This is a genomic window from uncultured Lamprocystis sp. (assembly GCF_903933125.1).
GTDB lineage: Bacteria > Pseudomonadota > Gammaproteobacteria > Chromatiales > Chromatiaceae > Thiodictyon.
This window is the reverse complement of the sequence record NZ_CAIZIZ010000471.1, coordinates 1-26,376: the sequence shown is the minus strand read 5'-3', so window position 1 is coordinate 26,376 and position 26,376 is coordinate 1. Positions and strand designations below refer to the sequence as shown.

General features: G+C 63.7%; 23 protein-coding genes, 1 tRNA gene and 1 pseudogene. 13 read left to right on the top strand and 12 right to left on the bottom strand.

Annotated elements, in window-relative coordinates; translation table 11 throughout:
- Nucleotides 1-374: 374 nt before the first annotated feature.
- Both QZY03_RS25520 and QZY03_RS25515 read left to right on the top strand, forming a co-directional pair.
- Entirely contained in the window at nt 375-1,577 is a 1,203-nt protein-coding gene (locus QZY03_RS25520; RefSeq protein ID WP_295585859.1) for a site-specific integrase, read from the top strand.
- Between the two features lie 42 nt (nt 1,578-1,619).
- A complete protein-coding gene (locus QZY03_RS25515; RefSeq protein WP_295585857.1) occupies nt 1,620-1,865 on the top strand; it encodes a hypothetical protein in 246 nt (81 codons plus the stop codon).
- A gap of 836 nt (nt 1,866-2,701) precedes the next feature.
- On the opposite strand, the gene QZY03_RS25510 is transcribed toward QZY03_RS25515, so the two are convergent.
- Nucleotides 2,702-2,777 (bottom strand) — tRNA-Thr (locus tag QZY03_RS25510).
- Nucleotides 2,778-2,965: 188 nt separating this feature from the next.
- Here QZY03_RS25510 and QZY03_RS25505 point away from each other — a divergent pair.
- From QZY03_RS25505 to QZY03_RS32265, 5 genes and pseudogenes are all read left to right on the top strand, one after another.
- Nucleotides 2,966-4,459: an FAD-linked oxidase C-terminal domain-containing protein gene (locus tag QZY03_RS25505; RefSeq protein ID WP_295585855.1), complete on the top strand. Its 1,494-nt coding sequence runs from the start codon at nt 2,966-2,968 to the stop codon at nt 4,457-4,459.
- 135 nt (nt 4,460-4,594) lie between these two features.
- Nucleotides 4,595-5,659, top strand: coding sequence for a Holliday junction branch migration DNA helicase RuvB (ruvB, locus tag QZY03_RS25500; protein ID WP_295585853.1), 1,065 nt, complete (start codon nt 4,595-4,597; stop codon nt 5,657-5,659).
- Between the two features lie 73 nt (nt 5,660-5,732).
- Nucleotides 5,733-6,032 (top strand): hypothetical protein, encoded by a 300-nt coding sequence (locus QZY03_RS25495; RefSeq protein ID WP_295585852.1) that lies wholly within the window; start codon nt 5,733-5,735, stop codon nt 6,030-6,032.
- Nucleotides 6,033-6,185: 153 nt separating this feature from the next.
- The gene (locus QZY03_RS25490; RefSeq protein ID WP_295585850.1) at nt 6,186-7,199 is read left to right on the top strand and encodes an AraC family transcriptional regulator; all 1,014 of its coding nucleotides are present in this window, start codon (nt 6,186-6,188) and stop codon (nt 7,197-7,199) included.
- Nucleotides 7,105-7,626: pseudogene (locus QZY03_RS32265) on the top strand (DUF3658 domain-containing protein); the annotation flags it as partial. The gene QZY03_RS25490 and the pseudogene QZY03_RS32265, both read left to right, overlap by 95 nt.
- 240 nt (nt 7,627-7,866) lie before the next feature.
- On the opposite strand, the gene QZY03_RS25485 reads toward QZY03_RS32265, so the two are convergent.
- The 3 genes from QZY03_RS25485 to QZY03_RS25475 all read right to left on the bottom strand — a co-directional run bounded on the left by QZY03_RS25485 (nt 7,867) and on the right by QZY03_RS25475 (nt 10,144).
- Nucleotides 7,867-8,346, bottom strand: coding sequence for a DUF4411 family protein (locus tag QZY03_RS25485; protein WP_295585848.1), 480 nt, complete (start codon nt 8,344-8,346; stop codon nt 7,867-7,869).
- Nucleotides 8,333-9,481, bottom strand: a complete 1,149-nt coding sequence (locus QZY03_RS25480; protein ID WP_295585846.1) for an XRE family transcriptional regulator — start codon at nt 9,479-9,481, stop codon at nt 8,333-8,335. The genes QZY03_RS25485 and QZY03_RS25480 overlap by 14 nt, the downstream gene beginning before the upstream one ends.
- Before the next feature lie 381 nt (nt 9,482-9,862).
- A complete protein-coding gene (locus QZY03_RS25475) occupies nt 9,863-10,144 on the bottom strand; it encodes a hypothetical protein (RefSeq protein WP_295585844.1) in 282 nt (93 codons plus the stop codon).
- An 854-nt stretch (nt 10,145-10,998) separates the two neighbouring features.
- Here QZY03_RS25475 and mnmA point away from each other — a divergent pair.
- From mnmA to QZY03_RS25455, 4 genes are all read left to right on the top strand, one after another.
- Nucleotides 10,999-12,105: a tRNA 2-thiouridine(34) synthase MnmA gene (mnmA, locus tag QZY03_RS25470; protein ID WP_295585843.1), complete on the top strand. Its 1,107-nt coding sequence runs from the start codon at nt 10,999-11,001 to the stop codon at nt 12,103-12,105.
- Nucleotides 12,106-12,182: 77 nt separating this feature from the next.
- Nucleotides 12,183-12,848 carry a high frequency lysogenization protein HflD gene (gene hflD / locus QZY03_RS25465; protein ID WP_295585841.1) on the top strand — a complete coding sequence of 222 codons (666 nt, stop codon included), beginning with the start codon at nt 12,183-12,185 and terminating at the stop codon, nt 12,846-12,848.
- Nucleotides 12,845-13,225 carry a nucleotidyltransferase domain-containing protein gene (locus QZY03_RS25460; RefSeq protein WP_295585840.1) on the top strand — a complete coding sequence of 127 codons (381 nt, stop codon included), beginning with the start codon at nt 12,845-12,847 and terminating at the stop codon, nt 13,223-13,225. The genes hflD and QZY03_RS25460 overlap by 4 nt, the downstream gene beginning before the upstream one ends.
- Complete coding sequence (locus QZY03_RS25455; protein ID WP_295585838.1) at nt 13,204-13,668, top strand: HEPN domain-containing protein; 465 nt, start codon at nt 13,204-13,206, stop codon at nt 13,666-13,668. The genes QZY03_RS25460 and QZY03_RS25455 overlap by 22 nt, the downstream gene beginning before the upstream one ends.
- A 280-nt stretch (nt 13,669-13,948) precedes the next feature.
- Here the strand turns inward: QZY03_RS25455 and QZY03_RS25450 are convergent, their stop codons facing one another.
- The 3 genes from QZY03_RS25450 to QZY03_RS25440 form a co-directional block, all read right to left on the bottom strand.
- Nucleotides 13,949-15,520 carry a hypothetical protein gene (locus tag QZY03_RS25450; RefSeq protein ID WP_295585836.1) on the bottom strand — a complete coding sequence of 524 codons (1,572 nt, stop codon included), beginning with the start codon at nt 15,518-15,520 and terminating at the stop codon, nt 13,949-13,951.
- Between the two features lie 107 nt (nt 15,521-15,627).
- Nucleotides 15,628-16,398: an anti-sigma factor gene (locus QZY03_RS25445; protein ID WP_295585834.1), complete on the bottom strand. Its 771-nt coding sequence runs from the start codon at nt 16,396-16,398 to the stop codon at nt 15,628-15,630.
- Nucleotides 16,395-16,928 carry an RNA polymerase sigma factor gene (locus QZY03_RS25440; RefSeq protein ID WP_295585832.1) on the bottom strand — a complete coding sequence of 178 codons (534 nt, stop codon included), beginning with the start codon at nt 16,926-16,928 and terminating at the stop codon, nt 16,395-16,397. The genes QZY03_RS25445 and QZY03_RS25440 overlap by 4 nt, the downstream gene beginning before the upstream one ends.
- Before the next feature lie 476 nt (nt 16,929-17,404).
- Here QZY03_RS25440 and QZY03_RS25435 point away from each other — a divergent pair, with 476 nt between their 5' ends.
- Together QZY03_RS25435 and QZY03_RS25430 are read left to right on the top strand one after the other, a co-directional pair.
- Nucleotides 17,405-18,460 (top strand): c-type cytochrome, encoded by a 1,056-nt coding sequence (locus QZY03_RS25435; RefSeq protein WP_295585830.1) that lies wholly within the window; start codon nt 17,405-17,407, stop codon nt 18,458-18,460.
- A 43-nt stretch (nt 18,461-18,503) separates the two neighbouring features.
- Nucleotides 18,504-19,991, top strand: a complete 1,488-nt coding sequence (locus QZY03_RS25430) for a hypothetical protein (RefSeq protein ID WP_295585828.1) — start codon at nt 18,504-18,506, stop codon at nt 19,989-19,991.
- Between the two features lie 179 nt (nt 19,992-20,170).
- On the opposite strand, the gene QZY03_RS25425 is transcribed toward QZY03_RS25430, so the two are convergent.
- The 5 genes from QZY03_RS25425 to QZY03_RS25405 all read right to left on the bottom strand — a co-directional run bounded on the left by QZY03_RS25425 (nt 20,171) and on the right by QZY03_RS25405 (nt 26,223).
- Complete coding sequence (locus QZY03_RS25425) at nt 20,171-22,732, bottom strand: EAL domain-containing protein (RefSeq protein ID WP_295585826.1); 2,562 nt, start codon at nt 22,730-22,732, stop codon at nt 20,171-20,173.
- A 13-nt stretch (nt 22,733-22,745) separates the two neighbouring features.
- Nucleotides 22,746-23,087 (bottom strand): circadian clock KaiB family protein, encoded by a 342-nt coding sequence (locus tag QZY03_RS25420; RefSeq protein WP_295585824.1) that lies wholly within the window; start codon nt 23,085-23,087, stop codon nt 22,746-22,748.
- Nucleotides 23,088-23,146: 59 nt separating this feature from the next.
- Nucleotides 23,147-23,503, bottom strand: a complete 357-nt coding sequence (kaiB, locus tag QZY03_RS25415; RefSeq protein ID WP_295585822.1) for a circadian clock protein KaiB — start codon at nt 23,501-23,503, stop codon at nt 23,147-23,149.
- Nucleotides 23,500-25,212, bottom strand: a complete 1,713-nt coding sequence (gene kaiC / locus QZY03_RS25410) for a circadian clock protein KaiC (RefSeq protein ID WP_295585820.1) — start codon at nt 25,210-25,212, stop codon at nt 23,500-23,502. Before kaiC ends, kaiB begins: the two co-directional genes overlap by 4 nt.
- Before the next feature lie 102 nt (nt 25,213-25,314).
- Entirely contained in the window at nt 25,315-26,223 is a 909-nt protein-coding gene (locus QZY03_RS25405) for an AEC family transporter (RefSeq protein WP_295585818.1), read from the bottom strand.
- Between the last annotated feature and the right edge of the window lie 153 nt (nt 26,224-26,376).

The window sequence follows — 26,376 nt, the reverse complement described above, 5'->3', positions numbered from 1 at the left end:
TGCCGAAAACTGGGCATCTCGTTCTGGGACTACCTGACCGACCGGATCGAGCAGCACGGGGCCATCCCTCCTCTGGCGGATATCGTCCGTGAGCGTGCCCTGGCGGGCGCCGCTGTGCCGTGAGTTATTGAGAAGTTACCTAGATTTTACTCTAAGCCCTGGTTTTATTGGAGCCGGCGAGAGGATTCGAACCCACGACCCGCTGATTACAAATCTGAGAGTCGGGCGTTCGCTCGTTTCCCATTTGTTACGTTTAACTAATCTGCAACAACAGCTTACCTCGTCCGCTTGTGCTATCCTTTACTACACGGTACGCCCTGAGTCGCCCCCTTCTGCTGACTCAGTGCTGACTCAAAACCAGGGGAGCGAACGACGTGAGACTGACCAAGCGAGCGATTGACGCGGCGACCTACACCGGCACCAACAACGCCCGGTGCGTCCTGTGGGATGACGAAGTACCAGGGTTCGGCTGCCGCATCTTCCCGAGCGGACGCAAAGGGTTCGTCCTGTCCTACCGCGCGGCCGGGCGGTCACGGCTGTTGACCATCGGCACCTATGGCGTGCTGACCCTGGACCAAGCCCGCACCGTGGCCCGGTCGCAACTGGCGAAGGTCAAAACCGAAGGCGCCGATCCGGTCGCTACCCGCGAGCAGGAACGCCAAGGCGAAACCATGCGCGACTTGTGCCTCGCCTACATGGATCGACACGGCAACGCCAAGAAGTCAGGCAGCGAGGACCAACGGCGGATTGATACCTACGTCCTGCCCAAGTGGGGAAGCCTCGAGGCGCGGACGATCACCCGGCCGGACGTGGAAACCTTGCACCGCACCATCGGCAAGCGCGCCCCCTATGAGGCCAACCGGGTACTTGCCCTGCTGTCCAAGATGTTCGAGCTTGCCCGCCGCTGGGGATTCGTCCCCGAGGGGCACGGCAACCCCGCCCGCGACATTGACCGCTTCACCGAGGCCAAGCGCGACCGCTGGGTGAGTGCCGACGAACTGCCCCGCCTGGCCCAAGCGATCAACGAGGAACCGAACGCATCGGCACGCGCGGCCCTGTGGCTGTACCTGCTGACCGGCGCCCGCAAGACCGAGCTACTCACGGCCCAATGGTCCGATGTGGATTGGACACGGGCGGAACTGCGCTTGCCCGACGACACCAAGGCCGGCCGGGTGCACTACATCCCACTGTCGCCCCCTGCCGTGGCCCTGCTGCGCGACCTGCCCCAAGCGGACGGCAACCCCTTCATCCTGCCCGGCAAGCTGCCCGGCGCCCATCTGGTCAACATCAGCAAGCCCTGGGGGCGAGTCCGCACGGCGGCCGGGGTCGCTGATGTACGACTGCACGACCTTCGCCGCACGGTCGGTTCCTGGCTCGCGCAGTCCGGCAACTCGCTACACCTGATCGGCCGGGTTCTGAATCACTCCAACCAAAGCACAACCGCCGTCTATGCCCGCTTCGGTGAGGACTCGGTGAGAGCCGCCCTGGACCAGCACGGCGCCCGGATCATGGGGGCGGCTGGACTGACCCCCACGGCCGAAGTGACCGCGCTACCGACCCGCAAGGCAGCGAAGTGAAGCCCTGCCCCCGTTGAAGATCCCTAGACCTGGAGAACCCTGATGACCGCAGACATTGAAAGCCTCGTCCTGGAACACCTGCGCCACATCCGTGGCCGGGTCGATCAGATTGCCGAGGACGTGAGCGACTTGAAACACCGGATGACGAGCCTTGAGGTCGGCATGAGCCTGGTGAAGCGGGAAGTTGCCCATGGCGATGAGACCGACGCCCGGCACCAAGTCGCGATGGACAAGCTGGAGGTACGGATAGAGCGGATTGAAAGGCGTCTTGAACTGACCGACCACTGACCTGTTACGACCGGGTCTAGGCTGATCCACGAACGGGCGGCCCCTTCACCGCCCTGACCCGGCCCCTTCTTGAAGGTTGCGCATCAATGCGCGCCATTGAAGCCGACTTCCAGCGAAGTCGGCCCCACCGCGAAATTTTACTATATTTTGTGTGCGCGCTCTTTTTGCTTCCGCGCAGCGGATCGAATCCCAGCGGATGAGCATTTCGGTCCGTACATTGCAAATGTGGCGAGTGCGAGGCGACGGCCCGCCTTTTATTAAGATCGGAGGCCTAGTCCGATATGGCCCGACGCAAGTTGACGCCTGGCTGAACGCGCGGACCGTGCAGGCGCAGGGGTGAGTAATGGATACCTTTACCGACGCACCGTGCGAGACCCGGACGAGCGATTCTGCCTGCAATCCGAGCATCGGCGTAAGATCCGGCTCACTGGTGGGGTCTAGCAGTTTGTCGGACTTGCAGCGTAAGAACTTGATTATAGAAGATAAAAAATTTGCGCCAAAAAAGCTGAAACTTTTTAACTTCAATCGGTTACCTCATCAAGTCCGACAGGCTGCTAGCGGGAGAAACAACCGGACGCCGCTTTTGTTAGGACCGAAATAAACGATCGCCCTATGCTGCGCATCGGTTTTCAAAAGGACGCCAGCAAGATCTGATCGATCTACATCGGCCGGACTTGGGACCCGGACAAGGCCCGCGAGCGGATTGCAGGCAAGGCCCTGGACTGACCGACCCCACGGCGGGGCACCCTGACCGGAGCCAAGCCGACTCATCGGCCCCGTCTATCGGGAACAGGAATTGCTCCTTCAGACGGAATCCGCCTAAGCCCTTGTTTTATTGGAGCCGGCGAGAGGATTCGAACCCCCGACCCGCTGATTACAAATCAGCTGCTCTACCAACTGAGCTACGCCGGCGTCTGACTGGAGTCCGCGAGGCGCTTGGCCTCCGCGGGGTGTAGAGTGTACCGCGTTGCGAGCGCCGGGCGAAGGGTTTCGCGATCCGGGGGGCTGAAATTTGTCGGCGGCGCCCGAATGCTCTAGCCTCTGGCATCACTGCCGCGTCTACCACCCAGCCGGGCACGCCCTGCCCCACTAAGGTCCACATGAGCCTGTTGCATACCGCCACGACCGACTTCCACGAGCCTGCTCTGACGTCCGCCCGCGCCGAGCTGGTCGGCGCGCTGCGTGACTTTCTCCCGGCCGATGCCGTGCTGGAGCAGGAGGAGCAGGTGCGGCCCTATGAGTGCGACGGGCTCTCGGCGTATCGCCAACTGCCGCTGCTGGTGGTGCTGCCGCGCACGGTGGCGGAGGTCCAGCGGGTGTTGCGGCTGTGTCACGAGCAGCAGGTGCCGGTGGTGGCACGGGGGGCCGGCACCGGGTTGTCCGGGGGCGCCCTACCCCTGAGCGACGGCATCGTGCTGAGTCTGGCGCGGTTCAACCGCATCCTGGAGTTGGACCCGGCGGCGCGTCGGGCGCGGGTGGAGCCGGGAGTGCGCAATCTGGCGATCAGCGAGGCCGCGGCGCCTCACGGGCTCTACTACGCGCCGGACCCGTCCAGTCAGATCGCCTGCACCATCGGCGGCAACGTGGCGGAGAACTCGGGTGGGGTGCACTGTCTGAAATATGGGCTGACGGTGCATAACGTCCTGGGCATCAAGTTCGTGACCATGGAGGGCGAGTTGATCGAACTCGGCTCGGCGGCGCCCGACGCGCCGGGGTATGACCTGCTGGCGCTCTATATCGGATCGGAGGGGATGCTGGGTGTGACGGTGGAGGTCACGGTCAAGCTGCTGCCCGTGCCGGAACGGGCGCAGGCGCTGCTCGCCGCCTATGACGATGTGGAGCGCGCCGGCCATGCCGTGGGTGAGATCATCGCGGCCGGGATCATTCCGGCGGGGCTGGAAATGATGGACGGGCCGGCGATCAAGGCGGCCGAGGCCTTCGCCCATGCCGGCTATCCGATCGACGCGGCGGCCATCCTGATCTGCGAGATCGACGGCACCGAGGCCGAGGTGGCGGAACTGGCCGTGCAGGTGCGCGACCTGTTGCTGGCGAGCGGGGCGACCGAGGTGCGGACCTCGCGTGACGACGCCGAGCGGCTGCGGTTCTGGAAGGGGCGCAAGTCGGCCTTCCCGGCCGTGGGGCGCATCTCTCCAGACTATTACTGCATGGACGGCACCATCCCGCGCCGCGCCCTGCCGGAGGTGCTGCGCCGCACCGCGGAGTTGTCGGCCCAATATGGTCTGGCGGTCGCCAATGTCTTCCACGCGGGAGACGGGAATATGCACCCATTGATCCTGTTCGATGCCAACAAGCCCGGCGAACTGGAGCGCACCGAGGATCTGGGCGGGCGCATCCTGGAGCTGTGCGTGGAGGTCGGCGGTACCATCACCGGGGAGCACGGGGTCGGCATCGAGAAGATCAACCAGATGTGCGTCCAGTTCAGTCCGACCGAATTGGCCCAGTTCCACGCGGTCAAGCGCGCCTTCGATCCGGAGGAACTGCTCAATCCGGGCAAGGGCATCCCGACGCCGAAGCGCTGTTCGGAATACCGACAGTTGCCGGATCGGAACCATCGACATTCGGCGGCTGGATAAACCCGACCGTGTCGACTGACGGCGAGGCGGTCGGTCCGCACAGCGGACCCTACGGATTCGCGGTGTCGCCGTCGGATTCGCTGATCGAACGCGGCGCAAACTGCCAATCGCCACTGAGGATATGTTGAGACCTGTATGTCGACTGACCCGGATCGTCTGATCAGCCCGCTCGCCGCCGGCGACGACAGCGCCCTGGACCGGGCGATCCGCCCGCGCCGGCTGGCGGATTATGTGGGCCAGCCGGCGGTGCGCGAGCAGATGGAAATCTTCATCGGTGCCGCGCGCGCCCGCCGCGAGGCGCTGGATCATGTGCTGATCTTCGGGCCGCCGGGGCTCGGCAAGACCACGCTGGCCCACATTATTGCGCACGAGATGCAGGTCAACCTGCGCCAGACCTCGGGGCCGGTGCTGGAGAAGCCGGGTGACCTGGCCGCCCTGCTCACCAACCTGGAGGCCGGGGATGTGCTGTTCGTCGATGAGATCCACCGGCTGAGCCCGGTGGTCGAGGAGGTTCTCTACCCGGCTCTGGAGGATTTCCAACTCGATATCATGATCGGCGAGGGGCCGGCCGCCCGCTCGATCAAGCTCGACCTGCCGCCCTTTACCCTGGTCGGCGCCACCACGCGCGCCGGACTCCTGACTTCGCCGCTGCGTGATCGTTTTGGGATCGTCCAACGGCTGGAGTATTACTCGGCGGAGGATCTCACCACCATCGTGCGCCGATCCGCCGAAATCCTGGCCATCCCCACTGAACCGGACGGCGCGGCCGAGATCGCCCGCCGCTCGCGCGGCACCCCGCGCATCGCCAACCGATTGTTGCGCCGTGTGCGCGACTTCGCACAGGTGCGTGCCGATGGGCAGATCACCGTCACAGTTGCCGACCAGGCACTGGCTATGCTTAAGGTGGACGCGCTGGGCTTCGATCACATGGACCGGCGTTTGCTCGCGGCGGTGATCCAACGGTTCGACGGCGGACCCGTGGGGGTTGAAAGTCTGGCCGCGGCGATCGGTGAGGAGCGCGGCACCATCGAGGATGTGCTGGAGCCCTACCTGATCCAGCAAGGCTATCTGATGCGCACCCCGCGCGGGCGCATGGCGACCCAGGCCGCTTACCTGCATCTGGGCCTGCCCGCCCCGGTCCGGCCGAACGCAAGCCTGGGTCCGGCCATTGCCGACCTTTTTGCCAATACAGAGGATTGAGCGGCGACAATGGACTCAGACCCAAAGCGCTGCCAACAATGCATCAATTTATAACATTGAGGTTTACTCAGTCATGACCGCGCAGCAAGCTCGCTTTCCCATCAGCCTGTACCCCACGCAGATCGCCAATCCCTGGGAGGCGTGGCGCCTCGGCTGGATGGTGTCGGAGTTCTGGTTGACCGCCGCACAGAAGGTTCTCAACCAGGGCGGCTGGTTGACCGGCACTGATTCGACCAGCAGGTCCGTGCGCGAATGGCAGCGCCTGTGGAGCGAGACGATGAGCGACAACATCGAGGCCGCTATGGAATGGCAGCGGGCCGGCAGCGACCTGCTGCTCGAACGGCTCGATGCGGCGAAAGACAGCAGGTGCTAACCAACGCTTGACATCCGAGATTATGTTCTTTTATGGCCTTCATACCTGATATCCAAACCGACCCTTGGTGTAGGGGCGGGTTTCAAACCCGTCCCTACGTCCGATGATCACGTCCGACGGCTATATTCACAACAGGCCGCGCAACCGACAGCCGTGAACGACACCCCACCCGCCGATTATCTGACCCACTTTGCCTTGCTCCACACGCGCGATCTGGACGAATCCCGCCAGGTCATGGGTGAACTGTGGGGCAAGCACGAGGTCGCGATCAAGGGGCATATCCCGTTCGAGACCATCGTCAATCATGTCGAGATCGGGCAGACCGGACTCACGTTCGTCCGTTGCCCCACCCCGCTACGGGTGCGCTGTACGCTGGGGGGCGACCGCTTCACCGTCCTCCTCCATGAGGAGGGCCGCTCGCTGCACCAGATCAATGCCGAATCCACGGTCGCCGGGCCCGGTTCCGCGGTCATCGTGGTTCCGGGCCAGGATGTCCGGATGGACAGCGAAGCGGTCCGGCTCCTGGCCTTGGAATATCCCACCACCCGGGTCGAACAGGCACTGCGGATCCGCGGTTTGCCAAGTGCCCGTTTCGAGCAATGGGCCAGGCACCGCGACCTGACGTCGCCTGCCGGTGCCGCATTGCGATCCCTGGCCCAGTGGGCGGCGCGTGAACTGAACCAGCCCGACACGCCCCTGGCCAGTGGACCGACGGCGGAGCACCTGGAGCAAACACTGTTCAGCCTCTTTCTGGACTGCCTCGCGGAGCCCTTCCCGTCGGCCGCTCCACCCGATCCCATGCTGGGCAGGATCAAGCTCAGCGATTGCGAACACTGGATCGCGGCCAATCTTCAGGAGTCACTCTCGGTTGATACCCTGGCGACGCTCGTTGGCGTCTCGCCGCGCGCCGTGCAACTCGCCTTCCGGCATTACCACCATTGCACGCCGATGGCGTTCGTCCGCCGCGCACGCCTGCACAGCATCCGGCAGGAATTGCTGGCCCGGGGCGAGGTGACCACCGTCACCGAGGTCGCCATGAAATTTCGCTTTTTCCATATGGGTCACTTTGCGGATGCCTATCGGCGGGAGTTCGGCGAACGGCCCGCGGAGACCATCCGGCGGCTGCACCGTCGGGTGGTGCCCGGCGGCACCCACCTCCCCGACTAGACCCTGGCAGCCGCACTTCGTTTTTGGGAAAACGCGCTTCGCGCAGTGGATAGACAGACTTCCGTTTTCGGACGTACCGTTAACCGATGCGCCTGTCCGATCCAGACCAACAACGCAAAACGAAACGCACATGAAACCTACCCTCATCCTGAGCATGCTCACCATGCTCACCATGCTCACCATGCTCGCCGTCGGCTCGATGAACCCCGCTTTGGCTGACGATCAAGCCAAGATCGATGCCACCCTGAGTCGCCTTGGCTCCGCCTGCAAAAACGCGGTGGCCGCGAGTGACACCTGCGGTCCCGTTCGGCGCCTGGAGCAGGGGCGCGTGGTGGGAGTGCCCGGCGATTACTATGATCCCTTGCTGCTGGCCGCCTGCGGCCCGGACTGGCGGGCGGTAGGGTTGGTGGTGGGCACGGCCATGGCGCACTGCCGCACTGCGACGGACGCAATCTGCCGGGGGACGGATTCTTCAGCGCCCGCCTTGCCTTTTTGGTCAATGCCGGGCGCATTGAGGCCAGCGGGCCGCGCTGCGCGATGGCTCAGTGCGGCATTTTTTCGACACCTGCCGCGAAAGGTCATAGCGCCGTCGAACGTGATAACCGGACGTAGGGGCGGGTTTAAAACCCGACCCTACACCAACATAGTTGGAACTCGGACGCTCCAGCTATCGAAAAACTGCTCCGGATTGCTTAAGGTACTCGATGAAGCTGATGCAATCGACCGAGACCTGAGACATCGCGCATACAGCGGGTATCTTCATCTTCGCCGGAATGTCGGGGAGTTTTTGTCTCCCCTCGTTTGACACTAAACAGACTCCATGGACAAGGGCTGTTGCAATGATTAATATGTCGTTCTCTCCGACGCCCTTTGGATGATACCTGTCATCAACAATCCCGAGCAACCTCTTGATACGTTTTGCTTCCTGTAAGATCGCATTGCCAATTTCCAGAATGACCAAATTGTTGTCTCTGAGCCACTGACCGCAATCCGGTGTCTTGTTGGCAACTTCATCAAAGGCCACGCTCGGCATCGCCAATTCCGTTTCCTCAACCTGAATCCGTATCCAGTCCCACAAACCTAGAAACTGATTCACTGGATAGTTATCCCACGCGTAGATCATTGATGAAGCATCAAAGATCTGCATAGTGCCGTTCCAACTCATGCAGATCCTTAATCTTCAGGTTGTCCAGATAACTACTTGCCTTGGCTAGCGTGATTTGGCGCGCGTTCAGGGCATCCAACACCGTTCGCACAAAGGTGTCACCGAATACGTGCTTGGGTTCGCGGTGGCGGTACATGCGGCTTCCCCCGTCCTTTGGTGCTGCGACCACTCGCTCCCGCCACTTCCGGTAAGCGCTATATTGCTCGCGCGACAAACGCCCGCCATCCAGAAGCCTGCGCAGGATCACCTCACCACTCACGCCCCATTCCTTGCGCTGCGGCTTGAGCCAATCGTCGTACTGCGTCACCTCGTCAGGCCGCTGCGCGTCGTCGATGCCGGCCAGGAAAGCGTCGGGCACCAACAGATGCCCGGCAAAGGCGTTTGCATCACGCTCCCGGCCTTCGAGCGATTGCAGATCCTGCTCGTCATCGATCGAGCTGGCCTTGTGCAACAGCAAGTGACCAAGCTCATGCATGAGTGTGAATGACTGTTGCGTCTCGGCGGCCCGTTTTTTGACGACAATCACGGGGCAGTCCTGGTCGTACAAAGTAAAGCCAAGAATCGGGCTTTCCTTGGCAATCTGCCACTTGCCGTTATAGCCGTTACTACGAAAGACCAGTACGCCCCTTGCTTCCACCGCCGCGCGGTAAGTATCGAAGCAGTTATCCTCGGCCAGGCTCAGCCACCGGCGAGTGATGCAGGCCGCCGAACGAACGTCGTGTTCGGGTAAGTCCGGCGGACTGAAACGTGGCCGCTGGGTGTCGTCCAAGTCCTCGCGCAGGCTCAGATACACCGCCCGCTGTCTTTCCACCCGCTCGATCAGCGCCCTGAGTCTGGCGGACAACTCCGGCTTCTGGGTCGTCAGTGTGCGGAAGTGCGGCGTATGCACTTGCGCCTCGTCGACTGGCCCGGCCTCCAAGAAGAACAGCACACCTCGGCCAAAATAGTCGGCGATCTTGCGCAACTGGTTGAACGTCAGACTATCCTCACCCGCCATCACCCGTTCGATGCTGGCTGCGGAGATGCCGACTTGAGACGCAAGCTCACCCGGCGTGATGCTATGCTCGGCACAGCACCACGCGATGCGTTCGGGGTTGATGGAGTGGATCGATTCCATAAAGACTCAGTATATCGACACCTGGGAGAGACCGAAATGTTTCGCTCTAATCCATGGGGCCTGATTGGAACAGATGCATCGTGCCTGCCACCCCGGAGGCCTTGATCATGGTTCCGGCCGCGACCCTGACCAGTTCCAAAATTTCTTGACAGGATTAACAGGATTAACAAGATTTACAAGATTGAAAAAGAATAACATCTTGTAAATCTTGTTAATCCTGTCTAAATATCTTGGGTTCGCGCTCGTTGCGCAGTTCGAGACTGTCCCCGTAAGACGTCATTCCTGCCGATGCTGGCCGGAACGATGATCGAGGCCTGTCGAAGGCGATCTTGGCCGCTTGGACGACGCGGCAGATCATATCTCGCAGGGGATCGCCGCCAGTCACGCCCGCACCACCGCAATGCACCGACCTTGAGGGCTGCGTTGCTCGATATGGACAGTGCGCTCTGCGATCGGCGGCTGCCCGGAGCGGCGGTCGAAAAGCACCAGCCAGCCGCTGTCCAGACCCAATCCGGCCAGATAGCCGTCTAATTGCACCAGCCCTTCGGGCAGCGGGTCGGAAGCGCCGTCGCGCCAGACCTTGAGTTCCATCCCGAGCGTTACCCTGCCATAGCGCAGACACAGGTCCATCCGGCCCGAACCGATCGCGTATTCACGCTCCAAGCACCTCGTCCAGATCCCAGCGGCGCAATGGCGCCAGGCAGTAGTGATCCGCGGACCGGACCGGACCCGCGGTGTTGAAAAAGCGCATGGCGTTACTCCAGGGAATCACTCCAGGGGGTAGAGACCGGGTGACATGGCGCCCGCTCAGGCGCGTACCACCACAATACACCGGCCCTGCGGCCTGTGTTGCTCGGTGTGGGCGGTGCGCCCGGCGATCGGCGGCTGACCCGAGCGGCGGTCGAAGAGCACCAGCCAGCCGCTGTCCAGACTCAGCCCGGCCAGGTATCGCCTTCCTACCTGATATAGCCTCCGTACCTGATATCCGGACAGAGCCTTGGTGTAGGGGCGGGTTTGAAACCCGCCCCTTGTCCGGTTATCACGTCCGATAGCTATAGCCGTCCCATTGCACCAGCCCCGCGGTCAGCAGGCTGGGCCTGGGCAACCTGCACGGAGGGCAACGGCGAGGGTGGCGTATTGCTATCGATCAAGAGAAACTTGCTTATGAGTCGGGAGATCGTCAGAGTCCACTTCAGGTCGAGGCTTCCCGTGAAAGTCGCGCGGTGACCCCGTGGGAGCGACGGCCCGCCGCGACGGGGCCTTGGTCATCGTTCCGGCCACTGGAGGTCGAGACTTTACCGTGAAAGTGCGTAGTCAGGCCATCCTGGCCTGACGGCGTCGGGACTGGAACGGTCAGGGCTGGAAGCCCTGACTACGCAACCTCGCACGCTGGCAGTCGCGACAGCGGTCGAGGGGACTGTCATCTTCCCGGATGACTTGTTTCACTTATGGTTAACGGTTCAGAAGCGTATTGGCGACCGGTCGGCGCCGCCGTACGCGTCAGAGGAGATGGGGGTATGGGTGCTCGCATAACACCCGTCGATCGGGTGATGGTCGGTCTGTCCGGCGGGGTTGACTCGGCGGTGGCAGCGCACCGGCTGATCGCGCAGGGATACCGGGTGGAGGCTCTGTTCATGAAGAACTGGGAGGAGGACGACGCACCCGGTTACTGTGCCGCCGCCCAGGATCTGGCCGATGCCGCCGCGGTGGCCGAACGACTGGGGATCCGGCTGCATACGGTAAACTTCGCCACCGAGTATTGGGACCAGGTCTTCGCGTATTTCCTGGAGGAATACCGGGCATTGCGCACCCCGAACCCGGATGTGCTGTGCAACCGCGAGATCAAGTTTCGCGCCTTTCTGGATCACGCCCTGGGGCTCGGTGCCGACGTGATCGCCACCGGTCACTATGCCCGGATCATCCGCGACACGGACGGCTGCCAACTGCGGTTGTGTGCCGATCCGAACAAAGACCAGACCTATTTTCTTTATCTCCTGGACCAGACGCAACTCGCCCGTAGCCTGTTTCCGCTAGCCGAGCTCACCAAGCCCGAGGTCCGGGCCATCGCCCGCGGGCTCGGGCTCGCCAATGCCGGCAAGCGCGACAGCACCGGCATCTGTTTCATCGGCGAACGGCGATTCCGCGACTTCCTCGCCCGCTATCTGCCGCGCGAGCCCGGTCCGATCGAGACCCCGGACGGGCGCCGCCTGGGTGAACACCAGGGCTTGGCCTATTACACCATCGGCCAACGCCAGGGACTCGGCGTCGGCGGGGTGGCGGGCGGCGGTGAGGCGCCCTGGTTCGTCGCGGCCAAGGATCAGGCCCACAACCGCCTGATCCTGGTCCAGGGCGGCGATCACCCACTGCTCCAGTCCCAGTCTCTGACTGCCGACCGGCTGCACTGGATCAGCGGGTCTCCACCCGGCCCGGCGCCCTTCCCTTGTCAGGCCCGACTGCGCCATCGCCAGCCCTTGCAGGCCTGCACGCTGATCCGCATCACGGAGCGCCGCTGCGAGGTCCGGTTTGCGGAACCCCAGCGGGCCGTGACACCCGGCCAGGCCCTGGTCTTTTACGCGGGGGATTGCTGTCTTGGCGGAGCCACGGTGGACCGGGCACAACCGTAATCGCCTCAAGGCAAAACGGGGCGCCGGCTGGTATCCTGTCACCTTGTCAGCAATCGCCCCAAGGAGCCGAATCCCCCATGGCCCATGACGATCAGGATCGCATCACCGCCTTCGCCGGCATGTTTCAGGCGGTCGCCAGCGTGGTACGCATCGCCCGCACCGGGAGCGCCGACGTCAGCGCCATGGAACCCTGCATCTATAGTCTGTTCCAGGTCGATGCGGATGACGTGACCGCCGTCTACGGCGCACCGGGGGCCGTGGCGAATGGGGCACGTCAGGTCATCGCGCAACTCACCGGCCGACTCGAGCGCGACCTGGAACTCACCCGTTGTGTGGTCTCGGTCCTCAAGCTCGAACGCAGCCTGTCCGCCCGCCCCGACCTGCTCGCGCGTATCGGCGAGGGCATTGAGGCGGCCAACGAGAAGCGCGAACACTTCCCGTTGCTGCACCCCAATGTGCTGGCGCACTTCGCCGATCTCTACAGCGAGGTGCTCAGCCGCCTGTCGCCGCGCATCCTGGTGCGCGGCGTGGCGCTGCACCTGCAGAACCCGGACAACCAACACCGCATCCGCGCCCTGCTTCTGGCCGCCGTCCGCTCGGCGCTGCTGTGGCGCCAGATCGGTGGTAATCGGTGGCAGATTCTGTTCGGCCGCAAGCGGCTGCTCGCCGAGGCCCGTCATTACCTGGATCAGGCCGGCGGCCCACAGCCTGCCGATCCAGCACCGCGGGATAACATGCATTGACCCCAAGCACGCCCGACAGGACATCGCCGACCGGCCATCTCACCCCCGGCGAGCGACACCTGCTGGCGACTTTCGTCGAGCGCACACTCGCGACCCTGGGCGCCGCGGGGATCGAGCGTATCCTGATCTTCGGCAGCCGCGCGCGCGGCGCCGGCCACGCCGATTCCGACCTCGACGTAGCGGTCTTCGCATCCGCGACCGCGGCGGCTGCCACTTTGGGGCAACTGGCGGATCTGGCGGCTGAAGCCCAGGCCGGGTTCGAGGATCTCCCCCACCTGCGTCCGCTCCTGCTCCGGGCGGGGGAACCCGCCAATCCGGCGTTGCTGCGCGCCATCACCCGTGAGGGCATTGAGTTATGGGCGAAGAAGAACGCCTGAGTGCCGTCGCGGACGAGTTGTCACTGCTGCTCGACGAGTTGCGCAGCCTCGCCGCCAATCGCGCGGCGCAGGTCCATCGCAAAGGGGTCTCCAATCTCTATTACGCGAGCCTGCATGCGGTCCGCGCCCTGCTGCTGGCCCACGGCCTCGAGGCCCGGACCCATGAGGGCACCCAGCGACTGTTCGCCGCCCACTTCGTCAAACCCGGCACCTTCGACGCGAGCCACCTGAAGACCCTGGGGCGCCTGGAGGCCGATCGGCTGCGGGCGGATTATCAGGGCTTCCACCGCTTCAACGCCGAGGATGTCGATCAGACGCTGGGGCCGGTGCTGGTTTTGGTCAACACGGTACTGGACGCTCTCACCAGGCACGAGCCGGGCGTCCTGACCGAATCCGGGGTGGCGCTACGCGCTGCGCTGGCAGCGTTGGAACAACAGAAGTAAACGTATCAGCCGAAAGAGCGGGTTCGGGGTTCGGCGCGCGTAGGACGGGCTAGGGTGATTTCCGGAACACCGGATACCACCCACCATCGGCTCGGATGTCGATGCGACTTCAGTCGCACCGATTCGGACGCAGGTGCGACTGAAGTCGCACCTACACTGACCGGCATCCAAATTGTCGGAAATCACCTAAGCGCGATCGATGCCGATCCGACCACCGCGACGCTTGAGGATGCTACCGAAAGGCCCGGCCCAAACAAACCAGACCGCTTCCGATCGCCGCTCAGCGCGTCACGGTCGTGCTCACGCTAACCGTGTTGTTGGACGGATCGGCATCCGCCGCGGTGGTCGTTACCGTGGCACTGGCCGGGAGCACGCCGCGGGCACGCGGCTGCACCCTTAGAGATAGGGTGACGGCAGCACCCGGGGCTATCGCGCCAAGGTAGCAGTTCACCGTGCGGGAGCCGTAGCAAGTGCCCTGCGACGGTGCCGAACCAACCCAAGTCACGTTGGTTGGCAGCACCTGCTGGTACCTGACGCCGGTCGCCCGTGCCGTTCCCAGGTTGCGCAGGGTCGCCGTATAAACAAGTTCACCGCGCAACCGAACCGGGTCCGGCGCATCGACCAGTGTCAGCGCCAGGTCAGCCTGCGGCGGTGGCGGGGGCGGCAAGTCCTGGTCCAATCGCGCGGTGACACCGCCGGTCACATAGACCTGGCCTGCGCTGCCCAAGGCAATGCTGTTGGCGTAACCGCTGCCGGGGACCAGCGCGGTCCAGTCGGCGACGCCATCGGCACGCACCTTGGTCACCCCCATCGCGGTCATGGCGCCGGCCGCCAGATAGGCGCTGCCGCTGGTGTCCATCAGCAACTGTGCGTGTGCCAACAAGCCTACGGTGGGACCATCGGCGTCCTGGTTCGCCCAGAGTAACTCTCCGGTCGGCGCGTGTTTGATGAAGGCGGCACCACCCAGACCGGTCGCGGGAAAACCGCTAACGACCGGGGCAGCGTCGGGACCGACTTCGACGAAAAAACCGGACATCGGGTGCGTCCGCTCCCACAGCACGGCCCCGGTCGGCGAGATCTTACGCAGTACACTACCGGTGCCGGCCGTGTAGTTGCCGTTGATCAGATAGGTGTTGCCGTCGGCGTCACCCGCCGCGTCGCCCGCGGTCAGGCTGCGCACCCCGGCGACGCTCCAGATCGGCTGGCCCGCGGTGCTGACTTTGGCGTAGCCGTTCATGCTGTTGCCGCGGCCACTGATCAACAGTTGACCGTCGGGCGTGAGCTTGAACAGCAGCGGCGCGCCGATGCCGGCGGTATCGAACCAGGACCAGAGCGCCGTGCCATCCGACGCGAACTTTTTCACCGTGGTGACAATACCGGCCGGACCGCTCCCCAGACCCAGCACATAGACATTATTCTGCGCGTCGACCAGCACGCGCTTCGTCGATGAGCCATCGAAAAAGCCCTCGTAGACCCGCCGCCACAGCAGTTGTCCGGTGGGGCTGAATTTCATCAGGATGCTGTTCGCATTCACCGGACTTGAATAACCCGAGCGCAGCGTGCCCGATACCAGGACGTTGCCCGCGCTGTCGGCAGCCACCCAGGTGGCCACCTCATGCTTGGTGGTATCGGTGTTATCGTAACGCACCTCCCATTGCAAAATGCCGCTCGAACTGCGTTTCGTCACCGAGATGTCACCGGCGGGGTTGTAGTCCCAGGTCGCGGTAAAGACGTTGTCGGCCGCGTCGCGCGCGACCGCAACGCCGCCGGGATAGTTCACCCAGGCGGTTTGAACCCCGGCTTGAGCGAGACCGGCAGCACAGAGGCCGACAAAGAATAAGGTGCGTTTCATAAGAGGTATCCGGTAGCGAACGACGTTGGACAGAAGAATGCAGGCGGTTCCTGCATCTGCGCTAACACCCGGCAAGCACCTTTTATTCCATCCGCTGACCGCGGTGTTCAGATCGCGGTCTGCTGGTAGATCGCCTCGGCCAGGGCCAGGAGGCCGCCGCGGTCGAGTTCGCCGGCCAGCGCGTAGGAGAGCGGCCCTTCCAGCCAATGAAAGACCGATACACCGTCCTCCTGCCCGAAGCGGAAGGCGCTATCCCGCTCGTGATCTTCGTTCAGGCAGGCGTAGAGCACCACGCGCTGCCCCTGGGCGTTCTCATACATCAAGAGCGCACCCGGACCATCGTCGCTCGCAAGCAAACGCCCGCCGACCAGGCCGAAGCCCAAGGTGTCGAGCTGCGGGGCCTGGACCGGCACGCCCATGCGTTTGCTGAGCCAGCTCACCAGGTGCTGCGCCTGGTCGCCGGGAACTTCCACCGGGTGGCGGACCTCAGGGGTGTAAACGGTGTAGGCCATGGCCGCCTCGCGCACGATCGATGGCGTGCCTATCGGCGACACCGTCAGGTGACCGCGCTCCAACTGCACGCCGAGGAGCCCCCCGGCGACCAGCAGCATCAGACTCGCGGCCATTGCCGCCATTGGGCGCTGCCACTGCCGGAATCGCGGTTTCCGCAGCAGCCGCGGCGGCACGGGTTCCAGCGCAACCGGACCATAAAGCGCCCGCAGGCGATCCCGCAGTGCGGTGTAGTCGTCCACCTGGCGCTGCGCCTGCGAGTCAGCGGCGAGTCGTGCCGTCACCCGGCGGCGTGCCTGGGGGGTCAACTGGCCGTCGACATAGGCATGCAAGTCCTCAAGTTCGGGAGAGAGCCGCTCGTTCATCATTTTACCGCCTTCAGAACAGGCTTCACGTTGGGCGTCGAACCGGGCCGCTGCTCATCCGCCATGAACCCACGCATCCGCTCACGCGCCCGATGCAGGCGCGACATGACGGTGCCAATGGGTACCCCGGTCACCGCGGCCACCTGCTCGTAGGTCATATCCTCCAGACACACCAGTAGCAACACCTCGCGTTGTTCCGGGGAGAGCTGGGCCAGTCCCTGTTCGAGATCCCGGAGTGCCAGCGCGTTGTCCGCGCCTGAGGTCTTGGGGTCCGCGTAGTTGGTGTGCTCCATGGGCTCGGTCTCAGGTCGCTTGCGGCGTGCTGCATTGATATGGACATTGTGCATCAGGGTAAAGAGCCAGGCGCGCAGGTCGGTCCCGGCTTCCCAGTGGTGCGCCTTGCGCCAGGCCCGCTCCAGACAGTCCTGAACCAGATCGTCCGCCGTCTGCACGTTCCTGGTCAGGGCGCGGGCATACCGCCGTAGCCGCGGTATCTGCTCGGCGAGCAACCGGCCGTCGATTCCCTGGGTCATTGCGTCACCGTCTAGTTTTTGTGGATTGAGGTGTCATCGGCCGCACCGTGTATGAATGCCGCGGTTACGCCTGCGTCGGTCGGCATACTAAATGAGTCAACACGCGCGGCCAGTCGATTATTCCATGTCTAAACCGCGCTCAGCGCGGTAAGCGATGTTCTTGGATGGGATCGGCCCCGACAGACTCGCCGATTGCTGGATCTGGCGCGGTTTAAAGTATTGACAAATATAAATTTTAAACCGCGTCCCCACCGAAGCTGGGGAAACCCCCAAGGCCGAACACACCGTGAAAATTACGCTTTTCACGCTGGATGCGGGTTAGCTTCTGTCGACAGCGCCCACGACTGCGATCCGGTCGGCCGGAAGCGCTGTCAAGAAAAATTGTATCCGGGTGGAATAAGCGCGTTGCCTGGGTGTTTACCAACCATGAAACGCCCGTATCAACGTCAACCGCCATCGGCGGAAGGGGGACTGAAATGAAGAAGACCGCCATGCTCGCCTGCGCCTTGCCGCTGCTGGCACCCCTGGCACTGGCCGACAACCTGGGTTTCGACGGCAAGATCGTCGAGCCCGACTGCGACGCCATGGGCGCCTGGTTCAATTGCCGCAAGATCGGCACGGCCCCGGCTGACGTACGCCGCGGCTATGAGTACATTCACCATACCAGCAAGACACTCGGCCCCGACGGCAACAAGAAATACCCTGACGGGACGCCCTACTCCACCACGACCATCGCCTGTTCGAGCTGCCACTTCACCGGAGGGCATGTTCCCTTCGGTACGCCCATGTATCAGTCACCCGCCAAGTACGCCGGGTTGCCCTATTTCCGGCCGCTCAACTACCGGCGTGACCTGGAGGACTCGATCCTCGACTGCTTTCGCAACTGCATGAACGCCGACCGCACCCCCACCAAGACCGACCCCGTGATGCGTGACATGGTGGCCTACATCCGGTGGCTCTCCGACGGGGTGACGGATCCCAACATGCAGGGACCCGGCTGGATCAATCTGCCGGGCAATGGACTTCCGGTGGTCGACCCCGATGTAGCCAACATGAGCGGCGATCCCCTGGCCGGACGCGGCCTCTTCAACGCCGAGTGTGCAACATGCCACAGCAAGGATGGCCCCGGCCGTGGCGAGTATCGGCGTGGCGAAAACCGCCCGCGGGTCCCCGCGCTCTGGGGCAAGGACGGCTACTCCCGCGGGGCCGCCTTTTACAACAGCCAGAATCTGGCTGGCTACATCAAGGAGCACATGCCACTGGGAGACCCGCTGACCTTGAGTGCGCAGGACGCGCTGGATATGGCCGTCTACATCAATGACCAGCCGCGTCCGGCCGGCATGGCCGACCAGATGTTCTGCCACACCGAGACCGACGGCATCCCCGGCCCCCTGCGCAAACCCGCATCCTGGCTGGTTGGCTGCACCTACCCCAGCGAGCCCTTCACCGACCAGGACATCCTCTACGGACCCTGGGCACCCATCGCCGCCTGGCGCAACGCGGAGATTAACCGTCTCAAAGGACTGAACTGACCAGCCGCCCGACAGGCTCAGCACATTGACCCAGAGAAAACGCATGATGAATCGTACCCTGTTCAACTTCACCCTCGCCGCGGCGGCCCTGTGGTTGCCGGCCGCCGCCTTGCGGGGCGCCGGACCGAACGGGTTGATCGCCTTCAGCGCGATCGATAGGGCTGGCGATGGCTTCGAAGAGATTTTCACCGTCGCGCCTGACGGCAGCGGGCTGACGAACCTGACGGCGGCGCTGCCGGGTCATGCGAGCCAGCCGGTCTGGTCGCCCGACGGAACCAGAATCCTGTTCAACGACAGCTATTTCGAGCTCGGGTACTCGTTCTCAAACCTGTGGGTCATGGATGCCGATGGCGGCAACGCCACCCAACTCACTTTCGAGTTCGATCCGAGCGGTGTGGGGTATCTGTGGCAGAATTTCTCACCCACCTGGGCGCCGGACGGCTCCGAGATCCTGTGGACGACCGTCCGTGAGGGCGAATCCGATATCTATCGGGCGAATGCCGACGGGTCGAATCCACGTCCATTCATCGTGAACGAACCGACAGCCGAGACCCCATCCGGACCCGTCCCGGCAAGACAGTACAACCCGTCGTGGTCGCCCGATGGAAGCCGGGTGGCATTCGTGGAACTGCTGACACTCAACGCCATGGCATTGATCGACGCCTCCGGTGAGGGGCCGATCACCTATGTGGAAGGCCCGACTGGCGAGTTCAGTTTCCAGAGCCCATCCTGGTCGCCCGATGGGACGCGGCTGACCTACCTGCGTCAAACCGGCGGCTCGCCCGGCTGGGGGATCATCGTCGCCAATGCCGACGGCAGCGCGCTGGTCGACATCACACCCGAGGGGTTGACCGATTTCACCGACCCCCGCTTCTCTCCCGACGGCACCCGGATCCTGGTCAGCGCCTACGCGTTCGACAGTGGCGAACGCGGTCTCTATGCGATGCCGGTGCCGCCCCAAGCGCCAACCCCGCCGGCAGCTGTGCCCGCCACCAATGCCGCCCGAACCGCTCCGGCCGCTCCGCCGGCCAACGCGCCGACACTTGCCGCCGCGGCCGTGGCCACACCGCTGGCAAGCACCACCGGTGCCTTCAGCGCCGACTGGGCGGTCGCTTTCGATCCGGTGTGTACCATCACGGGAACCGAGGGTCGCGACCGGCTCATCGGGACTGCCGGAAACGACGTGATCTGCGGTCTGGGAGGCAACGATGTCATCGACGGTCGCGGCGGCGACGACGTGCTCTTCGGTGACGCCGGAAACGACACCCTGTTCGGCGGCCCCGGCACCGATATCCTGTACGGCGGCGACGGTGCCGACGTGCTGATGGGAGGAACGGGTGACGACACCCTCGCGGGTGACTCCGGTCGCGATCGACTGAACGGCGGTGCGGGTGCGGATCGGATGGAAGGCGGGGCCGGTGTCGACGTACTGATCGGCATCGATCGGGTGCGCGGGAATGATCGTCTCGACGGCGGAGCAGCACGAGATGCGTGTGAAGGCGATCGCCGTGACGTCGTCGTGGACTGCTGAGCTTTAGGCGATTTCCGACAATTTGGATACCCGTCAATGTAGGTGCGACTTCAGTCGCACCTGCGTCCGAATCGGTGCGACTGAAGTCGCACCTACATCCGAGCCGGTGGTGGGTGGTATCCGGTGTTCCGGAAATGACGTCACATCACCCAAGGTGACCCAGTGTGCACCGACTGCGGTTACTCAAAGAACCTACTCAGCGCTTCAACCGGCCCCGGTCGGCCAAATGCATAGCCCTGAAAAGCGCGGCACCCGCTCGCGAACAGAAAATCCCGCTGCTCCTGCGTTTCCACCCCCTCGGCGATGACCGCAAGGCCCAGGGTATTCCCCAACGCGACAATGGTACGGGCAATCGCCGCATCATTGGGGTTACTGAGCACGTCCCGTACAAAGGACTGATCGATCTTCAGTTGGTCCAAGGGCAGGCGCTGGAGATAGGCCAGCGACGAATAGCCGGTGCCGAAGTCATCGAGCGCAAAACCGATACCCAAGTCTTTCAGCGCGGTCATTTTCGCGATGGTGTCCGTGATGTCGTCCAACAGCAGGCTCTCAGTCAGTTCCAACTCCAACCGATGCGGATCGGCACCCTGCTGTTCAAGCACGCCACGCACCTGTTCTGTAAATCCGGGGTCCCGGAACTGGCGGGCGCTGACATTGACGGCCACGGTCAGGTGAGCGGTCTGCGGTGCGCGTGCCCAAACGGCCAATTGCGCACAGGCAGTCGCCAATACCCATTGACCCAGCGGCAAGATCAAGCCGGTCTGCTCGGCCAACGGGATAAACTCGGCTGGGGAAACCAGCCCACGTTGTGGATGCTGCCAACGCAGCAGTGCCTCGGCCCCGGTCAGACGACCGTCGGCATCCACCTGGGCCTGGTAATACAGTAGGAACTGGCCATCCCGCAACGCGACACGCAACTCGCTCTCCAGGGCAGTGCGCGCCTCCAGGACGGCTTGCATCTCCGGGTCGAAGAAACGCAGGGTGTTGCGGCCCGCCGCCTTTGCCTGGTACATGGCGAGATCGGCCCGCTTCAACAGATCGTCAACAGTCGTCCCGTAGTCGCTGATCAGGGTGGCGCCGATGCTTGGGGTACTGCGGCAGTGGTGACCGGCGACCTCGTAGGACCGCGTGAGCGCGGCCTGAATCTTCGCGCCCACCAGCAGCGCCTTGGCGGCGGCCTCGTCGGTCTGCTCGCTGAGATCCTGCAGGATCACGACAAACTCGTCGCCGCCCAGGCGGGCCACGGTATCGGCCTCGCGCACTGACGCCAGCAGACGCTGGGCGGTCTGCTGGAGCAAGAGGTCGCCGATATCATGGCCCAGGCTGTCGTTCAGTTCCTTGAAATTGTCCAGGTCGATGAACAAGAGGGCCCCTTGTCGGCGTCCGTGCCCGCAGGCCGCCAGGGTCTGACGCAGCCGGTCCTGAAGCAAGCGCCGATTGGGCAACCGGGTCAGCGGGTCGTAGAAAGCGAGCTGCTGGATCTGGTCCTCGGCGGCCTTGCGTTGGGTGATATCCTGATTGACGATGACCGCGCCCGCGATCTGGCCGTCGCCATCACGAATGGGCACGGCCGAGTTGAGGATGATCTTATGCGTGCCATCGAAACACTCGATCTCGAGTTCCTCTTCGATCGATGTCTCACCGTGCTCGATGGCCCGCGCCGCGCCCCATTCGTGGGGGGCGAGCGGCCGTTTCGTGTCGGACCAACACGCCTTGTATTGCCCGAACCCAGCGATGCCGACATACTGTGCACCGGCCCAGATCCGTTGCCCGGCGGCATTGCCGAAGACGATTTCGCCCCGTGCATTCAAAAACCAGACGCCGACGGGCAGAAACTCCAGGATGGACTTCAAGCGCTGCTCGTTCTCCCGGACGGCCGCCTCCGCCCGTTCCCGCCGGGTGATGTCGTTCAGCGTGATCACGCTGCCGAGTCGCTCCCCTTGGTGCCCCACCAGGCGTCCGATGCTGACCAGGAGACTCGCGACCGACCCCGGGCGGATCAGCCGAGCCTCCAGCCGGCGCCGCTCGCCGGCCTGCAACATCGCATCCAGGGAAAACGCCGTACCATCGGCCTGCTGCAAAGGAAACACCCGCGCGAACGGTTGGCCGAGCGGATTCCCACCGGCCAGAGCATGCGCCACCTCGCTGGCACGGATGATCTGTGTCGCGTTATCGCATACCACGATCGCCTCGGCCGCCTGGTCCAGGATCGACCGCGCCAACCGTTCAGCAGCCACGATCGCCTCACTGCGTTTCTGTTCGGTCAGGTCGGTGGCGACCAGGCAAAAGCAGCCCTGGATTTCGGCGACCTGCAGGACCGTGAACGAGAGATAGCAGGGCACCGTGGTGCCGTCGCCGGCGACCAGGCTGAGTTCCCGATAGTGACTCCGCGGATCGTCGCTGTGCAGCAAGGCCCAAAAAATTGCCTGATCAGCGGGGGCGATCCAGTGTTCGAACCGCGCGCCGATGACCTGTTCGAGCGGCGTCTTCAACATGTCGGCCAAACGCCGGTTCGCGTAAAAAATCACCCCCTCCACGGTCAACGTCAGCGCCCCCTCGCTCATCTCTTCGACCAGCACCCGGTACGGATAGTCGGCGCCCTGGAGGGTAAACACCTGCTCGCCGTTGACTCCCGAGACCACGAGGGCGTCGACCTCGCCGGCACGGATCGCCTGCAGGGTCTCCTCGGCCTCCGCCAGACGCACACGCAGATCTTGATTCTCGGCAATCAATTCGTTCATGACGAACGGATCCCTATCCGTTCCGGCGCACATCCAACCCCACGAGCACCCGCTCGCTGCTCGACATGTCGCCAATGATCCGCCGCAAGGGGAGCGGCAGTTCCTTGATGAGCGTGGGCGCGGCAATGATCTGTTGGCCTTGGGCGAGTTCAGGCTGTTGGTAGAGGTCAACGACCTCCAGAACGTAGCGCCCTTGCAGGTGTTCCTCGCAGATGGTCTTGATGTTGGCAATCGCGCGCGCCGATTTCGCGGTCACACCGGTCACGTAAAGCCGCAGAACATAGGTTTGCGGGTGCGGACCGGTCAGTACGACCTCCGCCGGCGGGATCCTATCAGGTACTGGTTCGATCGACATGCCATCACTCCTCGGTTGCGGTTCGGCTTGGAACCAACAGGCTTGGGCTCGGCGTCTGACTAAGTCCGCGACAGCAAATCCAACCCAACCAACACCCGCTCCGTATTCGACAGGTCGCCGATGATCTTGCGCACCGGCGGCGGGAGTTGCCGCACCAGCGTCGGGATCGCCAGGATCTGATCGCCGCGCGCCAGTTGCGGGTGCTCCAGCAGGTCGACCACCTCGATCTGGTAGCAGCCGGCCAGGTGTTCCTCGCAGATGCGCGTGAGGTTGGCAAAGGCGGCGATGGATTTCGGCGTCTGGCCGGCGACATAGAGCCGCAGTGTCCAGATGTTGGATGCGTCGTGCCCAGCTGGGGTTCCAGTCGGTATCAGGTCCGCCGGTTCGGCGCCTGAGTCGGGGGGTTCCGTGGTCATGATGGCTCTCCGGATTCGGTCGGGGTATCCGCCTTACGGCTCCAGGCCATGTCCAGCCGCTCCCGCGCCAACTGTGCCGCCCGCGCCTGCCGGCGTTCGATCAGGGCTTGGGTGTCGGCCTGCTGTGCCTCGAACTCAAGGCGCAGGGCGGCAATCTGTCCGTCGACGGCGGCACGCTTACGCTCCAGCGCACGTTGCTGACGCTCGATCTCCTGGCGAAGCGCCAACTGCCGCGCGCGTTCTTCGGCCTCTTGAGCGAGACGTGCCGACCCGGTCAAGACGCTGCCCGCGCCGGTATAGACGTCGCACAACTGAACCCCGGCGGATGTAATCAGGAACTCGCGGGTCTGATTCGAGTGCGCCATGCCGCGCGACTTGAGGATGCTCAGGACACGATTGCGTTCTCCGCCCGATTCGACGGCCAACAGCATCAGCCAGGTGTCGATCAGCGATGAAATGGCAGCGTCGGTGTGATGGGGACCGCTGCCGCCGGTGGTCAAACTGGTAAAGAACCCGGTGATCTGACTGAGCTTCAGGTAATCCACCAGCCGCATCAGCATGGCCTTGACCTCGGACTCATTGCCCGCGCTGATGAAGCTGTTCAATGGATCGACGACGACGATACGCGGTTTGAATTGCTCAATCGCTTTGTGCATCGCCGTTAAGTGCGGCTCCAACCCGGTAAAGGTCGGGCGGGTCGCCCGATACTGGAGCAGTCCTTGCTCCACCCATGGCTGCTGAGCGATCCCCACTGAACCGAGGTTGCGCATGATCTGGCTGGCCGACTCCTCGAAGGCAAAATAGAGCACGCGCTCACCCCGGCGGCAGGCGGCCTCGGCAAAATGGCCGGCAAGGCTGCTCTTGCCGGTCCCGGCCGTCCCCGAAACCAGGACGCTGCTGCCGCAGTAGTAACCCGCTCCGCCCAGCATGGCGTCGAGCCGGGCGATACCGGTCGAGACCCGTTCCTCCGAGGCACGATGCTGCAGGCCCAGCGAGGTAATAGGCAGCACCGAAATGCCATCCTCATCGATGAGAAAGGGATATTCGTTGGTCCCATGGGCAGAACCGCGGTACTTGACCACGCGCAAGCGCCGGGTGCAGATCAGGTCGCTCACACGCTGGTCGAGTACGATAACGCAGTCGGAGACGTACTCCTCGAGTCCTTGGCGAGTCAACAGGCCCTCGCCGCGCTCGCCGGTGATGATCGCGGTCACCCCCTTATCTTTCAGCCACCGAAAGAGACGGCGCAGCTCCGCGCGCAGGATCATCGGATTGGGCAATCCGGCAAAGAGCGTTTCCACCGTATCGAGCACCACCCGCTTGGCACCGATACTGTCAATGGCGTAACCGAGCCGGACAAACAACCCTTCGAGGTCGAACTCCCCGGTCTCCTCGATCTCGCTGCGCTCGATGAACACGAAATCCAGGGCCAATTGGCGCTGCGCGATCAGAGTCTCCAAGTCGAAACCGAGCGATGCGACGTTCGCCGTCAACTCCTCAGCGGTTTCCTCGAACGCCATGAAGACCCCCGGCTCATTGAACTGGGTCGCCCCCCGCACCAGGAACTCCATAGCAAGCAGTGTCTTGCCGCAGCCCGCGCTGCCGCAGACCAGGGTCGGCCGCCCCCTGGGCAGTCCGCCGCCGGTGATTTGGTCCAGCCCGGCGATCCCGGTCGGCGTTTTCGGAAGTGATCGTCTCTCGGGGTCCATGGCGCTCTCGTTATTGTCAAGGGTCATCATGTCGTGATGGGTGTTGACGCCATCGGGCTAATTATAGCGCTGAAGCGCGGTCACTGGAGGTTTCTCTCCAGCCTATCGGCTCAGACTGAGCCACAGCGGCAAGGTGATCATCGACAGCAGTGTGGTCACCGCCACTTGGGCGGCGATGATCCGGCCGTCCCCACCCATGCGATTGGCCAGAACATAGGCCACCGTGGAGACCGGCAGCGCGGCCAGGAGGATCGCGGTCTGAAACCAAATGCCGGTCAGACCGAAAGCCAGTGACAGGCCCAAGGCGACAGCAGGCAGGATCAACAGCTTCACCGCCACCCCATACCACAGGTGACCACGGGCGTGGTCTAAAGCGTCCAGGCGTAGACCCGCGCCTACGGCGATCAGACCCAAGGGGAGTGATGCTCTCGACAACAGCTCCAGGGTGGTACTGGCCAGTTCAGGGACTTCCAGACCCGTCAGGCTGAACGCGAGTCCGGCAGCCGTGGCAAGGATGAGCGGGTTGCCGATCAATTCGCGTAGCCAGCGCCCCTCCCCATGACGTGCCAACACGGCGACCGCGGCCAGGTTGGCCATGGGGACCAGGACGCCCATGAGCAGCCCGAGCGCGGCGATCCCGGCCTTGCCGTGCAGCGCCTCGGCCACTGCCAGACCGATGAAACTGTTGAAGCGGAAGGAACACTGAAAGGCCGCGGCATAGACCGGCAGCGGGTCATGAAAGAGGTTCTTGCTGAGGCGGCCGAGACCCATGCCGGTCAGGGTGAAGAGTACCCCCACCACCACCATCGGCCAGGCGGCCAGCAGATCGAGGCGTGCGTGCGCCAGTGAGTGAAATAGCAGGGCGGGAAAGAAGATGAAATAGATCAGCCGCTCCAGATCGCGCCAAAAGCCCTCGGCCAGACCGCCGTGGCGGCGGATCAGCCATCCCAGCAGGATGAGCGCGAAGATCGGGATGATGATGGCGACGATGGGCATGGCTTGGGCTGGCAACGCCGGGTCACACTCGTGCCGTGGGAGCCAGCCCGCGGCCGCGACCGGCCAACGCGGCCGCAGGCCGCTCCCACAGGGTGTCTTGCGTGTGCCGGATACCTATTACCGGCCTCGTCAAGATTCCGGCCGCTTTGGCTCGCCGGGTGCGTAGTC

What these genes read in the sequence shown, in the direction of transcription:
- QZY03_RS25435 (WP_295585830.1), top strand. Translation starts at nt 17,405, where the DNA reads ATGAAGAAGACCGCCATGCTCGCCTGCGCCTTGCCGCTGCTGGCACCC.
- hflD (WP_295585841.1), top strand. Translation starts at nt 12,183, where the DNA reads ATGGCCCATGACGATCAGGATCGCATCACCGCCTTCGCCGGCATGTTT.
- kaiC (WP_295585820.1), bottom strand. Translation starts at nt 25,212, where the DNA reads ATGGACCCCGAGAGACGATCACTTCCGAAAACGCCGACCGGGATCGCC.
- QZY03_RS25430 (WP_295585828.1), top strand. Translation starts at nt 18,504, where the DNA reads ATGATGAATCGTACCCTGTTCAACTTCACCCTCGCCGCGGCGGCCCTG.
- kaiB (WP_295585822.1), bottom strand. Translation starts at nt 23,503, where the DNA reads ATGACCACGGAACCCCCCGACTCAGGCGCCGAACCGGCGGACCTGATA.
- mnmA (WP_295585843.1), top strand. Translation starts at nt 10,999, where the DNA reads ATGGGTGCTCGCATAACACCCGTCGATCGGGTGATGGTCGGTCTGTCC.
- QZY03_RS25455 (WP_295585838.1), top strand. Translation starts at nt 13,204, where the DNA reads ATGGGCGAAGAAGAACGCCTGAGTGCCGTCGCGGACGAGTTGTCACTG.
- QZY03_RS25505 (WP_295585855.1), top strand. Translation starts at nt 2,966, where the DNA reads ATGAGCCTGTTGCATACCGCCACGACCGACTTCCACGAGCCTGCTCTG.
- QZY03_RS25440 (WP_295585832.1), bottom strand. Translation starts at nt 16,928, where the DNA reads ATGACCCAGGGAATCGACGGCCGGTTGCTCGCCGAGCAGATACCGCGG.
- QZY03_RS25420 (WP_295585824.1), bottom strand. Translation starts at nt 23,087, where the DNA reads ATGTCGATCGAACCAGTACCTGATAGGATCCCGCCGGCGGAGGTCGTA.
- ruvB (WP_295585853.1), top strand. Translation starts at nt 4,595, where the DNA reads ATGTCGACTGACCCGGATCGTCTGATCAGCCCGCTCGCCGCCGGCGAC.
- QZY03_RS25445 (WP_295585834.1), bottom strand. Translation starts at nt 16,398, where the DNA reads ATGATGAACGAGCGGCTCTCTCCCGAACTTGAGGACTTGCATGCCTAT.
- QZY03_RS25495 (WP_295585852.1), top strand. Translation starts at nt 5,733, where the DNA reads ATGACCGCGCAGCAAGCTCGCTTTCCCATCAGCCTGTACCCCACGCAG.
- QZY03_RS25425 (WP_295585826.1), bottom strand. Translation starts at nt 22,732, where the DNA reads ATGAACGAATTGATTGCCGAGAATCAAGATCTGCGTGTGCGTCTGGCG.
- QZY03_RS25480 (WP_295585846.1), bottom strand. Translation starts at nt 9,481, where the DNA reads ATGGAATCGATCCACTCCATCAACCCCGAACGCATCGCGTGGTGCTGT.
- QZY03_RS25485 (WP_295585848.1), bottom strand. Translation starts at nt 8,346, where the DNA reads ATGCAGATCTTTGATGCTTCATCAATGATCTACGCGTGGGATAACTAT.
- QZY03_RS25450 (WP_295585836.1), bottom strand. Translation starts at nt 15,520, where the DNA reads ATGAAACGCACCTTATTCTTTGTCGGCCTCTGTGCTGCCGGTCTCGCT.
- QZY03_RS25515 (WP_295585857.1), top strand. Translation starts at nt 1,620, where the DNA reads ATGACCGCAGACATTGAAAGCCTCGTCCTGGAACACCTGCGCCACATC.